The following is a 12,114-nucleotide window of genomic DNA, read 5'->3' on the forward strand; positions in this document are numbered from 1 at the left end:
CCGCGTCGTCCCGCATTCGGCGGTTCTGGCTGGTTCACCTCATTGAATGTACCGATGGCTCAGGCGTGCCCGTGTCATTCGTGCGGTTGTGTTCGGGGTCGTGACCGCAGCGGGCGCAGCTCACCCCACCCACGACAGGTGGTTGTGCAGCAGTGCATATCCGACAAATGCGACGACGTCGATGACCGCGTGCGCGATGACCAGCGGCCATACCCGGTTGGTGAGCTGGTAGTACCGGCCGAAGATCAGTCCCATCACCACGTTTCCGATGCCCGCGCCGACGCCCTGGTACAGGTGATATCCGCCACGCAGGATCGCGCTGGCGGCCAGCGACCCGTTCTCCGACAGCCCGAGTTGGCGCAGTCGCGTGATGAAATACGCGACGACGACGATCTCCTCGGCGGCCGCGTTCCCGATCGCGAGCAGGATGTAGAGCACCCAGTGCCACCACGGGCCGGGCTCGCTGGGGATCAGATGTGCGTTGATCCCCAGTGCGCGGGCGGCCGCCACCAATCCGAGGCCAGGCAGGCCGATGACAGCGGCCAGGAGCAGGCCGGGCGGGATGTCGGGGGTGCGGATGCGGCCGAGGCCCACACGGCCGAGGATGACACCGCCGCGCCACAGCAGATACACGCCGAGAGCGCCGATCGCATACAGGCGGACGGCGCTCATGAGTTGTCGGAGGAAATCGATCGCGCCGACCGTGGACTGGCTGGGATTGAGTGCCACCGTCGCGTTGCCGACGCCGCTGGTCATCTGCAGCTCGATCAGCGACAGGATTGCCGAGATCGCCGAGAAGCCGAAGGTGAGGATGCCGACGATGACCAACTCGATGATCAGCCCGCGGCGCTCGCACTGGTCGGTGACCACGTCGACGACCTGCTGTGCTGCGGGACGCACGAGGGACGAGAGTCGCATGAGACGTCAGCCTACGGGGCGGATGTGTGAGGCGCGGAGATCCGGAGGGTAGGGGTGCTGATGGGGCGCTGGGTGCGGTCGGTCGCCTGTTTTCAGTCATCGGGTGAGGTATCCGAGCGCCGTGACCTGGGGTTTTGCGCCGAGGCTACTTTGAGAATGACTGAAAACAGGCGAGAGGGAGGAGACGTGGGGCGATGCCCGGTACCCCGTGACGCGATGAGTCAGGTGTATCGAGGTGGTTCGCTCGTGGGGTCGTCCACGACGACGTCGATCCGAGTGTCCGAAAGCAACTCGTCGACGGCCCGGGTGTTTGCGCCGATGCTTGCGAAATGCGGGTCGACGTCCTTGGTGATGCACCAGGCGCGATCGCTCGGCCAGATGAACGAAGGCAGTGGCAGCAGCTTTTCCAGAGGCGGTTGGTGCGCACCGGACTCACTCGGTTCGGTCCACGCGAAAAGATCTGAGCTGCCGCGAAATAGGTAGTAGCTGCGGACGATCGTCTCGGAATCAAATACCCCGCCGCGCAGGTCCACCTGTGCGGCGGCTGTCGACTTGTACTCCGGGTAGGGCCACCCCTCCCAGATCAGGAAGTAACAGTCCTCGGGAGTGGCGGTGTGGCTTCGCAGGAGCGACGTCGCGACGGCAATCTGCCACAGTTCGGTTGGGCCAGAGGCGATGTGGTCGGGAATCACGGCGTCGTTCTCGCGCTGACCGACATAGGCGGGATCGGGATGAACCGAAGGCGCGCGGTCTGTTCATACCCGAGTGGACCGCGTGCCGTCAGGTCATACCACTCGCGGTCCTGATCAAGGATCCACTGCGCTGCCGCCTCATCCGAGCACGGCTGTACCGACATGTGCGGTGTCCTCTCCTCAGGTGTCCTCGTTCAGCAACTGCGAATGTTGTTTGCCCGGTACGAGTATCCGTCCTGGCCCTTGTTCTCGTACTCGAACTCCACCTCTTGCCCAGGGCTCAACGAGCGGAATCCGTCACCGACGACCTCGCTGAAGTGGGCCCACGCACCACCCGGTGTGGTCACGGAATCGAGCACACCCCAACCATCCTCGCTGTGCCAGACGCGAACGGTCCCCACGGTGTTCGGCAGAGTCGGCTTCTCCACATGCAGAACCTCCGAGTCGTCGATGGAAGCTTCACGCATCGTCGTCAAGCCGTCGGGTCCGGCCTTGCCGACGCTGTTCCACAACGCTCCCGAATACGGAGAGGGAGAACGCTTCCGAGGGGTGACTCCGACCGGCCACACGGAGTGGACGACGAAATCGCATCCGTTCACCGGGGTTTCGGTGCGTGAGTATTCGAACTCGACCTCGGTTCCCGGCCGGAATCCCAATCGGGGCCCAACACTGTGGTCAGCGACAGCTTCGCCCCTGATCCGGAACGAGTCAGTCGAGGCGGCACCCGGCAGAGAAGGGGATTCGACGATGCCCCAGCCCTCGGCCTGGTGCCAGACAGTCACCACTCCCGTTGTCGACATTCCTTCACCGTAAGTCTGGAAGCGATTCGGTGAAAGTGGTTCCGGTCGATGCCGATTAGCCGGGCTATCTCACCCGGCAAACGCGGAGCGCACAGCCGACTTATCGCCGTCGATCTCGATCAGCGACAGCGCCAGTGCGTCGTCGAGAGTGAAGGCGCCTGCGGCCAGTCCGAGAACGTAGGCGGGCTCGGCGCGCACCGTGGCGACGAGGTCGCGACCGTCGTGCGGCAAGACCTCGAATCCGTAACGCGTCGTTCGCAATTGCAGCGGCTCGTCACCCACGTCGAGCCCGATCGTCGGCGCCGAGCGGTCGGTCACGCGCCTGTCGAGCAACGCCGGAACGGCGAGGGCCAGCCATTCGAGCCGGAATTCGTCGCCCTCCGGGCCTCGGGTCATCAGGGGAGTCGACCAGCGGATGAAGCCTTCGATCGGTTCGCGTAGCTGCGCGCCCCACGGCGTCAACGCGTACTCGACGGTGCTGCCCGTGCCTGTCAGGCGGCGTTCGAGAACGCCGGCGGTCTCGAGATCGCGGAGTCGACCGGCGAGCAGATTGGTCGCGATGCCGGGAAGCCGGTCGAGGAGATCACGATAGCGAGCCGGGGACATCAGAAGTTCGCGAACGATCAGCAGGTTCCATCGGTCGCCGACCACTTCGAGCGATCGAGCGAGCCCGCAGTACTGGCCGTAGCTACGCATGTGCTTGATCTTCTCAAGTGAAGAATAGTTGGTCAAGTGATTTCGCCGGAGCGAACGTCGTAGCCACCGCTCGATCCCGGCGATCGCCTGTTTTCAGTCATTTCGAGAGTAGACGCGAGGTCTGACCTGGGCTGAGGTCTGACCTGGGCTTTTGTGCCGCAGCTACTTCGGGAATGACTGAAAACAGGTCAGGGGGTCGGTCACAGGGCCGGCTGCGGAGAATCCTGGTCGGATGCGGCGCTTCCGGTCGGCCCCGTCCGTAGTGCCCAGCCACGGGCGAGGGCGAAGGTCGCGGCGACGACCGCGGTGGCGGCGAGAGCGGTCGCGACCCAGGTCGTCATATCGGTGGTGTAGCCGAGGTGGCGCGCGACTGCGACACCGGACCCGGTGGCGGCGGCCGCACCGAGAGGCAATGCGACTGCCGTCGCCAATGCCGTTGTCTCCCTGCGGGAATCCCTCGACATTCGCAGGACCAGGTAGACGGCGGCGACGCCGAGGACGTAGGCGAGGACGGCGCTGATCCCGTATGCGGCCAGCTGTGTGGTCACGTCGTAGTCCACGCGTCCGGCGAAGGCGGTGCCAACGATGACGAGCGCCGGCGACAACCCTACGATCACGCCGAGTAGACCTGCGCACACCACGCGGCCGAGCCGGTTGTCGGTCGCTCCGGAGACGCGGACGCGTGCCCACCACAACACCACTCCGAGGATGAAGCCGAGGAGTGCGCCGATTGCTGCTGAGGCCGCAAGTGATGTAGCGACGTCGGTATCAATGAAACTGGTGTCGTAGATGCCCGGCCCCCACGTCACCGAGAAGCCCTGCCCGGAAAAACCGAGTCCACCAATCGACGCGATGAAGGCCGACAACGCTCCGGCGAAGGACCGCAAAACCGACGAGTTGGCGCCACATGGCAGCCATCATGCAGGACCCGGGGAGGTGGGGAGCGGTGAACGGGGTGGTGCTTCGTTGTCGGCTTACCGGGGTCTCGAGGCTCGGCGCCTGGGGCGCCTCGCACCTCGACCACCGGGGATGGTCAGTCCGGCAGGCTGTTCATGAACGGACAGCCGGCCAGGGAGCGCAGCGCTCGGGAGAGTTCGCCGACGTCGGTGACCGGGCGAGGGAAGGGGAGGCGGACGTCTGCATCGCCGTCGGCGCCCTCGACGCGAAAGCGGATGCCGAAGCGGTCGAGCCCGAGCGGACGCACGCGGCCTTTGCGCAGGTCACGGGGGAGTTTGCGGGCGAGTTGGCCGACGACGTCGGCGTGGTCGGCGTCGAGGTGGGCGATCCACTCGCCCTCGTACTCCCAGAACGGGTCGGGGTCGGCGACGGCGAGTTCGCCGGCCGCGACGGCCGCGGCACCAGAACTGCTGGCGACGACGGCGCGACCGACCTGCAGCCGGATCATCGACCGGCCGTGACCGATGTCGAGTAGGCCACCGTTGGGGTGCTCGGTGGCGATCTCGACGGCCAGGTCGCGCTCGAGGTTGCGGGGCACTGCGTGGGCGGTGCCGTTCAGCCAGACCAGCGAACGGACAGGTTCGCGTAGGTCGATGGGCGCACAGTCGGTGATCTCGACCATCGCCGCCACCCCATTGGCGGCATCGCCGGCCATCACGATCGCCTCGCAGTCGGTCGGAACGAGCAAGAACGCCTGCGACTCGAACAAATGCACCAGATCCACTGGAGTCGGCTCGCTGCTCGATGTGTGCCGCGGATCCTCCATGGCGAGGATGGCCGCATCGGCCCGGCGGCAGGCCGTCGCGATCACCTCGGCGTCCGACGGGCGGTCGGTGATGGCACGTGTCATGGCGATCCTCACTGGTCGTGCTGCGGCACCTGCGGTTCGTCACCGAACCGAGTGAAATAAAGGTAACCCTAACCTAAAACCTGGTCCGGCTGTCGTCAATGGTGCGACTCGCGCCGAGGCCTTCTCGACAGCGTTCTCGACTAGGCTCTTGTTGTGACACAGTTCGCGTACTTCGGCCCGCCGGGAACCTTCACCGAGATGGCCCTGGACAAGTTCCTCGCCGACGCGTCACTCTTGTCTGCGTTGACCGGCGGCACCGCGGGTGACATCGAGAAGCTGCCGGAGAAGAGTCCGGTTGCCACCATCGAGGCGGTCCGGTCCGGTCGCGCCGAGTTCGCATGCGTGCCGATCGAGAGCTCACTGGAGGGGTCGGTGCCGGCCACGATGGACGCGCTGGTGCCCGACCTCCGCGCCGTGGTGCCGCGCGTGCAGGTCCTCGCTGAATGCAACCTCGACATCGCCTTCACCATCGCCGCCCGTCCGGGCACCGCCGCCGCCGATGTGCGCACGATTGCCGCCTACCCGGTGGCCTCGGCGCAGGTGCGGGATAGCATCGAACACCTCTTCCCGGGAGCCGAATTCGTCACCGCGACGTCCAACGCGGCGGCCGCCGTCGACGCTGCCGACGGGCGCGCCGACGCGGCGGTATCCACCCGGCTCGCCGCGGAATTGTCCGGGCTGGGGGTGTTGGCCGACGGAGTGAGTGATGCTGCCGACGCCGTCACCCGATTCCTGCTTGTCGGGCGTCCGTCCGCGCCGCTGCCACGCACTGGGGCGGACCGCTCGTCGGTGATCCTCGAACTGGCCAACGAGCCCGGCAGCCTGATGTCGGCGATGAATGAATTTGCTTGTCGGGGAATTGATCTCACTAGAATCCAGTCCCGACCGCGGCGTGATCTCGAACGCGGGGTGACGATGCCCGGGCAGTACCGTTTCTTCCTCGATGCGGTCGGCCACGTCGACGACGACGCGATCGCCGAGGCGTTGCGGGCGCTGCACCGGCGCTCCGAACGGATAACGTTTCTCGGTTCGTGGCCGATGGGCGGTGGCGGTGGCACCCCGCCACCCGACCATGACGCCGACGCGCAGTGGTTGGCTCGGATACGGAGGGGGGAGGGTTGATGGCTCGGTTGCACCTGGTGCGCCACGGCGAGACGACGTCGAATGTGATGCGTCGCCTCGACACCGCGTTGCCGGGAGCCGCGCTCACCGATTTTGGTGTCCGCCAAGCTGTTCGGTACGGTCTGGAGAACCGCGGGATCATCGCCGAGCACCCGCAGCGCCCGGCCGTCCTGGTCAGCTCACTGGCGCGGCGCGCCCAGCAGACCGCCGAGCTGATCAGCTCGGTGTGGGAGGTGCAGCCGCGCATCGTCGAGGGCATCCACGAGGTGCAGGCCGGTGATCTGGAAGATCGCAACGACGACGAGGCGCACGGGGTGTTCCGGGATGTCCTCGACGCCTGGTACTCCGGCGCCCCCGACACCCGCATCCCGGGCGGCGAATCGCTGCAGATGGTCTACGACCGCTACCTGCCGGCCATCGACGAACTTGCCGCCACCTACCTGAGCGGTCCCGACGCCACCGACGTGGTCGTTGTCAGCCACGGTGCGGCCATCCGACTCGTCGCCGCACGGTTGGCGGGGATCGACGGGAAATTTGCCGCCGCGACGCATCTGCCGAACACGGGCAGCGTCGAACTCGAGTTTCGCGACGGTCTGTGGGTGTGCCATCGCTGGGGCGCCACCCGGGCGCCGTTCGACGAGGCCGTCGACGAGCCGCTTGTCGTCACCGACGACTCGGTGGGCGACAACCCGATGGGCTGAACCGCCCGCGACTTATGAACCGCCCGCAACGCAGGAAGGGCACTCAGCCCCACCCGTTGGCATGCAGCCACTCGTCGTCGATACCGAAATGGTGCCCGACCTCGTGCATCACGGTGATCGCCACCTCCCGCACCACCTGCTCGCGGGTGTGGCACATGGCGAGGATCGGCTCCCGGTAGATGTGGATCGTGTCGGGCAGGAACCCGCCGTAGTCGTGGGTCCGTTTGGTCAGTGCCACACCGGAATACAGTCCCAGGATGTTCGGGGAATCGGGGTTGCGCGGCTCGATCAGGATCACCACGTTGCTCATCGCGTCGGTGAGCTCGGACGGGATCGCGTCGAGGGCGTCCCCGACGAGTTCTTCGAATTTCTCGTCGCGCATGTGTACGGCCATGGGTGCTACCCGGCCGGAGCGGCGGTCTCGAACGGATTCGGGGTGACCCCCGGTGGCAGCGGTACCGGCGTCGGAGTCGCGCGCCCGGACGGGCCCGGCGCGGGCGGCTGCGGGACCTTGCCGTTGACCAGGACGGTGCCGCGCGCGTCTCCGACGAGGGTCGCGAAGCCGCCGCGATCGGGAAGACCCAAGAAGCACACGACCTTTCGGCTTCCCGACAGCCAGCGGGGTTCGCTGATCACCGACCACTGGGTGTTCAGGGTGGTGGCGTCGAGTTTCTGCTTGCCGCCGACGAATCGCTCGGCCTGACCGGGGCAGATCGTCGTCAGATACTCGTTCTGCGCCTTCTCGCCCGGCCACGGTTTCCCCGAGGTGGCGTCACCGAAACGCTGTGCGAGATCGACGATGCCGGTGGTCTGGAAGGCATGTGGCTCCGAACAATTGACCACCGTCGGTGGCGACGCGACGCGTCGCGTCGCGGCATCGATGCCGATGCAGGTGCCTGCCGGCCACTGGAAGGACTGGTCCTGCTCGCCGACCTTGCCGGAGAACAACTGTGGCGTGCCATCGGCACCGGTGATCTGCAGACCGCAGCGCAGTTCGCGAGCGCCCTTGGCCCACTGCTGATCCGACGGGTACATCAGCCCCACCGAGAACCGGCCGTCGGGATCGAGACGACCGTTGAGGTACCGGTTGACGATCACCGGGCACTGCTCGTCGCGGATCTGGCCGAATCGCTCGGGCCCCGGCCACGACGCGGAGTCGCCGAACTCCGACCCCGGCAGCAGCGCGGTGTTCAGGGCGCCGGCCACCTCGAACCGATGCTCGGTGGCACAGTCGACCTTCGCCGGATCGCCCGGACGATTCTCCGGCCAGGTCAGGCAGTCCCCGGCGACCGATCGGGTGAACGCGTTCTCCGCGAGGCGTTCACTCTGTCCGATGTCGGTGCCACCCACGCTGCCGCGATCGTTGAATACGCCCATGGCGAACGCCACCCCGGCGGCAACGAGGGCGCCGACGACGATCGCGGCCAGCCCGACCCGCACCGCATTGCGCTGCAGCCGGCCGTGGGAGTTGGCCGGGGCCGGACCGGCGCCCTCGTCATCAGTGGTGTCCCCGACACCCGTGGCGTCCGAGTCGTCGTTCACCTCGGCCGCTGACCACGCCTGTGGTCGGGTCGCGGGGTCGTCGGCGATCGGCGCGAACCGGGTGGTCGGCTCGTTCGCCGCCCGATCGCCGGACTTACTCAGGTCGACGGTCTCGTTCGACTGGAGCTCGTTCGCCTGGTCCTCGTCCGCCTCGTCGCGGTCGGCTTCGTCACTCATCGTCCTCCATGATGCCTGGTGACCCGGCGATCACCGAGTGCCCCCGTCCACACATGGCCAGGTGAGCAGTCCCGAACCCGGCGTGGCCGATCCGGAGGTCGTCGCACAAGAACCCGCCTGTTCGACCTGGCCGCCGGTGTGCGGCCACCGATCTCGCGGCCCATCTGCTCGCCGGAGTGCTCGTCGACCTGCACATCAGTCCGGTGATTCGCCGCTGACGCTTGAGGCCTACCACGGCCACGCCGACCCGCACGCAGGTACACCCACCGGCCCACGACACGGCCGTGATATTCGGGCGCGACGATTGCCTCACCCAGTGACACCGGTGACTCGGCGCTGAGCTCCGCACTCCTGATCCGGGCGTGCCCGGCCAGGTCAAGTAGGGTTTGAGATCGTGATCGACCTCAAGATTGTGCGCGAAGATCCCGACCGTGTCCGCGCCTCGCAGCAGGCTCGTGGCGAGGACTCCGGCCTGGTGGACCAACTCCTCGACGCCGACGCCGCGCGACGTGCGGCGATCGTCGAGGCCGACTCCCTGCGTTCGGAGCAGAAGGCGTTGGGCAAGCAGGTGGGCAAGGCATCGGGCGAGGAGAAGACCGCGCTGCTGGCCAAGGGCAAGGAGCTCGCCGAGCAGGTCAAGGCCGCGGTCGCGCGCCAGAACGAGGCCGACGAACGGTCGCAGGCCGCGCACATCGCGATCTCCAACATCGTCGAGGGCGCTCCGGCCGGCGGCGAGGACGACTATGTGGTGCTCGAGCACGTCGGGGAGCCGCCGACCATCGAGAACCCGAAGGACCATCTCGAACTCGGCGAGTCGCTCGGTTTGATCGACATGGAGCGCGGCGCGAAGGTGTCGGGGTCGCGGTTCTACTTCCTCACCGGCCAGGGCGCGCTGCTGCAGCTCGGCCTGCTCACCATGGCGGCGCAGAAGGCCACCGCCAACGGCTTCACGTTGATGGTCCCGCCGGTGCTGGTCCGCCCGGAGGTCATGGGCGGCACCGGATTCCTCGGCGCCCACGCCGACGAGGTCTATCACCTCGACAAGGAGGACGACCTGTACCTCGTCGGCACCTCGGAGGTGCCGTTGGCCGGCTATCACATGAACGAGATCCTCGACCTGTCCGACGGGCCGAAGCGCTACGCCGGCTGGTCGACGTGTTTCCGCCGCGAAGCCGGCTCCTACGGCAAGGACACCCGGGGCATCATCCGCGTGCACCAGTTCGACAAGGTCGAGGGCTTCATCTACTGCAAACCCGAGGACGCCGAGGCCGAACACCAGAAACTGCTGGCGTGGGAGAAGGAGATGCTGGCCGCGATCGACGTGCCCTACCGCGTCATCGACGTCGCCGGCGGTGACCTGGGATCGTCGGCAGCCCGCAAGTTCGACTGTGAGGCATGGGTTCCGACGCAGAGCACCTACCGTGAGCTGACCTCGACGTCGAACTGCACGACGTTCCAGGCCCGACGGCTCTCGATCCGCTACCGCGACGAGTCCGGGAAACCGCAGACTGCCGCGACCCTCAACGGCACGCTGGCGACCACCCGATGGCTCGTCGCAATCCTGGAGAACCATCAACAGCCCGACGGCTCGGTACGTCTGCCCGAGGAGTTGGCCCGGTTTGTCGGCACGGAGGTGCTGACCCCGGCATGATGGCGGGATCGGGTAGCGCACAGATGGGCATGACATGACGGTCGCGCAGGGATGACAGCCGCGTGGGGACGGCCACGCCGGAGATGGCGGTGAGTGCGCGATGATGGCCGGTGTCATCGCCGCGGTCATCGGCTCGGTGGCGTTCGCGTTGGCCGCGGTCCTGCAGTCGATGGCCGCCGAATGGACCGCCCGACGAGAAGCCGCCGAACAGCGCGCCGCCGCCCCGGCGAACTCCGGCGGCACGGCGACCGCGACGACGACGAAGGCCGCCAAGCGGGCGCATCCGAGTCTGCGATCCACGGCCCGCACCATGATCAAATGGCCGTTTCTGCTGGGTCTGTTCTTCGACGTGATCGGTTTCGGCGCAACGATTCTCTCCGCGCGGCTCATTCCGCTGTTCCTCTCGCAGTCGATCATCGCCGCGCGGCTGGTGGTCACCGCCGTGCTTGCCATGGTGATCCTGCACGTGTCGCTGCGGACGCGGGACTGGTTCGCGGGCACGGTCGTCATCGCCGCGCTCGTCCTGCTCGCCGTCGGCGCGGGACCCGAGGGAACCCGCAACGAGCAGTGGATGCACTGGGCGACGCTGGTCGCGACGTTCGTGCTGTTCGGCCTCGGGCTGGTGTTGATGCGGGTGCTGCACAAACACATCGCCTCGGCCACCGGGCTCGTCGCCGGCGCGATGTTCGGCGTCATGGCGGTGGCTTCGCGTGTCCTGCACGGCCTCTCGCCGTTCTCTGCGTCACATCTACTCACCGACCCGGCGCTCTACGGACTCGCCTTCAGCGGCATTCTCGGCTTCTACCTGTTCACCGTGGCGTTGCAGACCGGCTCGGTCAACGGTGCCGCCGCCGCGCTCGTCGTCGGGGAGACGGTGATCCCGGGTGCGATCGGCATCCTGCTGCTCGGCGACACCATCACCAACGGCTGGGAGATCCCCACCACCATCGCGTTCATCGCCGCGGTCATCGGCGGTGTCATCGTGTCGTCGTCGAGTGCGGTGCAGGCCGTCGAGCACGCCGAGGCTGCGGCCTACCACCACGAGCATCGGCCGCGTCCGCTCGAATCCGCGCCGCCGCGTGCGGCATTGGAATCGGGCTCCGATCACGGCACCGGCAAGGACTGAGGCGTGATCGTCGGGTTCATCGCCGCCGTGCTCGCCGCCCTGGCCTACGGCACCGCGTCGGTGCTGCAGGCGCGCGGTGCCGCCGAGGTCGACGACGGTGCACAGCATGACGAGGTGCCGAGCGCAGCCTCGACGTTCGCGGCTATGATCACCGTCTCGTTCCTGATCGGCTTCGCTCTCGACGCGCTCGGATTCATCGGGAACATGGTTGCGGCGCGCACCATGCCACTGTTTGTCGCGCAGCCGATCATCGCCGCGAATCTGGTGGTCACCGCGCTGCTGGCGATGGTGGTGCTGCACGCCCGGCTGTCGGTGCGTGACTGGACGGGCATCGTTCTGGTCATCGCCGCGCTCACCGTCCTCGGTATCGCGGCCGGCGACGAGGGTCACGACGACGCCGGACGATCCCTGCATTGGGGTGTGCTGATCGCCGGTGCCGTGCTGATCGCATTCGGTCTGGTGGTGATGCGGTTCTCCGGAGCGCGCGTCGCCGTCGGGGCCGGTCTGCTCGGTGGCGTGCTGTTCGGGGTTCTCGCGATCGCAGTGCGTGTCGTCGACGGTGTCTCCCCGTTCGACCTCGGCCGACTGTTGACCGATCCGGCCGCCTACGCGGTCGTGGTGTGCGGGGTGGGCGGGTTCTACCTGTTCACCGTCGCACTACAGACCGGGTCGGTCAGCGCCGCCGCGGCGTCCCTGGTGGTCGGGGAGACCGTGGTGCCCGGCGTCGCGGGCATCGTGTTACTCGGCGACACCGTCCGTCACGGCTGGGCGGTGGTCGCCGCCGTCGCGTTCTTTGTGGCGATCGCCGGTGCCATCATCGTCGCCATGTCGTCGGCGGTGGCGGATGTGGAGGCGGCGGGCTGAGCCGCCACGTCACCGCCA

At 67.3% G+C, this 12,114-nt stretch carries 13 protein-coding genes; 5 read left to right on the forward strand and 8 right to left on the reverse strand.

The annotated features are described in order from the left end of the window. Nucleotides 1-120 precede the first annotated feature (120 nt). From EF294_RS13295 to EF294_RS13320, 6 genes are all read right to left on the reverse strand, one after another. Entirely contained in the window at nt 121-918 is a 798-nt protein-coding gene (locus tag EF294_RS13295; RefSeq protein ID WP_123930737.1) for a CPBP family intramembrane glutamic endopeptidase, read from the reverse strand. 221 nt (nt 919-1,139) lie between these two features. Next, entirely contained in the window at nt 1,140-1,610 is a 471-nt protein-coding gene (locus EF294_RS13300; protein WP_123930740.1) for a hypothetical protein, read from the reverse strand. 194 nt (nt 1,611-1,804) lie between these two features. After that, nucleotides 1,805-2,410, reverse strand: a complete 606-nt coding sequence (locus EF294_RS21675; protein ID WP_221182452.1) for a cold-shock protein — start codon at nt 2,408-2,410, stop codon at nt 1,805-1,807. Nucleotides 2,411-2,479: 69 nt separating this feature from the next. Further along, on the reverse strand, nt 2,480-3,106 hold the full coding sequence (locus EF294_RS13310; RefSeq protein ID WP_123930743.1) for a winged helix-turn-helix transcriptional regulator: 627 nt from the start codon (nt 3,104-3,106) through the stop codon (nt 2,480-2,482). 200 nt (nt 3,107-3,306) lie between these two features. Further along, nucleotides 3,307-3,993: a hypothetical protein gene (locus tag EF294_RS13315; protein ID WP_246007842.1), complete on the reverse strand. Its 687-nt coding sequence runs from the start codon at nt 3,991-3,993 to the stop codon at nt 3,307-3,309. A gap of 146 nt (nt 3,994-4,139) precedes the next feature. Continuing rightward, a complete protein-coding gene (locus EF294_RS13320) occupies nt 4,140-4,913 on the reverse strand; it encodes a DUF2470 domain-containing protein (RefSeq protein ID WP_123930746.1) in 774 nt (257 codons plus the stop codon). A 153-nt stretch (nt 4,914-5,066) separates the two neighbouring features. Between EF294_RS13320 and pheA the strand changes: the two genes are divergently transcribed. After that, nucleotides 5,067-6,035 (forward strand): prephenate dehydratase, encoded by a 969-nt coding sequence (gene pheA / locus EF294_RS13325; RefSeq protein ID WP_123930749.1) that lies wholly within the window; start codon nt 5,067-5,069, stop codon nt 6,033-6,035. Then, complete coding sequence (locus EF294_RS13330) at nt 6,035-6,736, forward strand: histidine phosphatase family protein (protein ID WP_123930752.1); 702 nt, start codon at nt 6,035-6,037, stop codon at nt 6,734-6,736. Before pheA ends, EF294_RS13330 begins: the two co-directional genes overlap by 1 nt. Nucleotides 6,737-6,779: 43 nt before the next feature. Here the strand turns inward: EF294_RS13330 and EF294_RS13335 are convergent, their stop codons facing one another. After that, nucleotides 6,780-7,130 carry a metallopeptidase family protein gene (locus EF294_RS13335; RefSeq protein ID WP_123930755.1) on the reverse strand — a complete coding sequence of 117 codons (351 nt, stop codon included), beginning with the start codon at nt 7,128-7,130 and terminating at the stop codon, nt 6,780-6,782. A 5-nt stretch (nt 7,131-7,135) separates the two neighbouring features. Next, nucleotides 7,136-8,455 carry a septum formation family protein gene (locus EF294_RS13340; RefSeq protein ID WP_123930758.1) on the reverse strand — a complete coding sequence of 440 codons (1,320 nt, stop codon included), beginning with the start codon at nt 8,453-8,455 and terminating at the stop codon, nt 7,136-7,138. 394 nt (nt 8,456-8,849) lie between these two features. Between EF294_RS13340 and serS the strand changes: the two genes are divergently transcribed. The 3 genes from serS (at nt 8,850) to EF294_RS13360 (ending at nt 12,096) form a co-directional block, all read left to right on the forward strand. After that, nucleotides 8,850-10,106 (forward strand): serine--tRNA ligase, encoded by a 1,257-nt coding sequence (gene serS / locus EF294_RS13350; protein WP_123930761.1) that lies wholly within the window; start codon nt 8,850-8,852, stop codon nt 10,104-10,106. A gap of 100 nt (nt 10,107-10,206) precedes the next feature. Beyond that, entirely contained in the window at nt 10,207-11,232 is a 1,026-nt protein-coding gene (locus tag EF294_RS13355) for a DMT family transporter (RefSeq protein ID WP_123930764.1), read from the forward strand. A 3-nt stretch (nt 11,233-11,235) separates the two neighbouring features. Next, nucleotides 11,236-12,096 carry a DMT family transporter gene (locus EF294_RS13360; protein ID WP_123930767.1) on the forward strand — a complete coding sequence of 287 codons (861 nt, stop codon included), beginning with the start codon at nt 11,236-11,238 and terminating at the stop codon, nt 12,094-12,096. The last annotated feature ends 18 nt before the right edge of the window (nt 12,097-12,114 follow it).

Source organism: Gordonia oryzae (assembly GCF_003797185.1).
Lineage (GTDB): Bacteria > Actinomycetota > Actinomycetes > Mycobacteriales > Mycobacteriaceae > Gordonia > Gordonia oryzae.